Origin of the sequence: Streptomyces millisiae (assembly GCF_031845425.1) — a bacterium.
Classification (GTDB): Bacteria; Actinomycetota; Actinomycetes; order Streptomycetales; family Streptomycetaceae; genus Streptomyces; species Streptomyces millisiae.
In genome coordinates this window covers 1-564 of sequence record NZ_JAVREM010000203.1, presented here as the reverse complement: position 1 = coordinate 564, position 564 = coordinate 1, and the positions used below count along the sequence as shown (strand labels likewise).

General features: G+C 69.3%; 1 protein-coding gene. It reads right to left on the bottom strand.

What is annotated here, in order from left to right; all coding sequences use genetic code 11:
- On the bottom strand, positions 1–564 hold a 564-nt coding region (locus tag RNC47_RS36225; protein WP_311605115.1), incomplete at both ends, for an amino acid permease.

Below are 564 nucleotides of genomic sequence, written 5' to 3'. Positions count from 1 at the left end.
CAGGAAGCCGAACACCGAGGAGAACAGCACCGCGTTGCGCGGTACCCCGGAGGAGATCCGGCCGAGCACGGCCGGTCCCTGGCCCCGGGCGACGAGGGAGCGGGCCATGCGCGAAGCGCCGTAGATGTTGGCGTTCATCGCGGAGAGCAGGGCGATGAGGATGACCACGTTCATGATCTGCGCGGCGCTGCCGACGCCGAGGTGGTCGAGCATCGCGTAGAAGGCGCCGACCTCGGCGACCTTCGGGTTGTCCCAGGGGACCAGGGTGACGATGACCGCCATCGAGCCGTTGGAGTAGACCGCGATGCGCCACATCGCCGTTCGGACCGCCTTCGCGACGCCCTGAACCGGGTTCTCGGACTCGGCGGCGGCGATGGTGACGACCTCCAGGCCGCCGAAGGCGAAGACCACGGTCAAAACACCGGCGACGACCCCGCCCCAGCCGTTCGGCAGGAAGCCCCCCTGCCCGGTCAGGTTGGCCATCCCCACTGGATCGGTGTCCGGGAGCCACCCGAGGACGGCCAGCACACCCAGCGCCAGGAAGACCACGATCGCGACGACCTT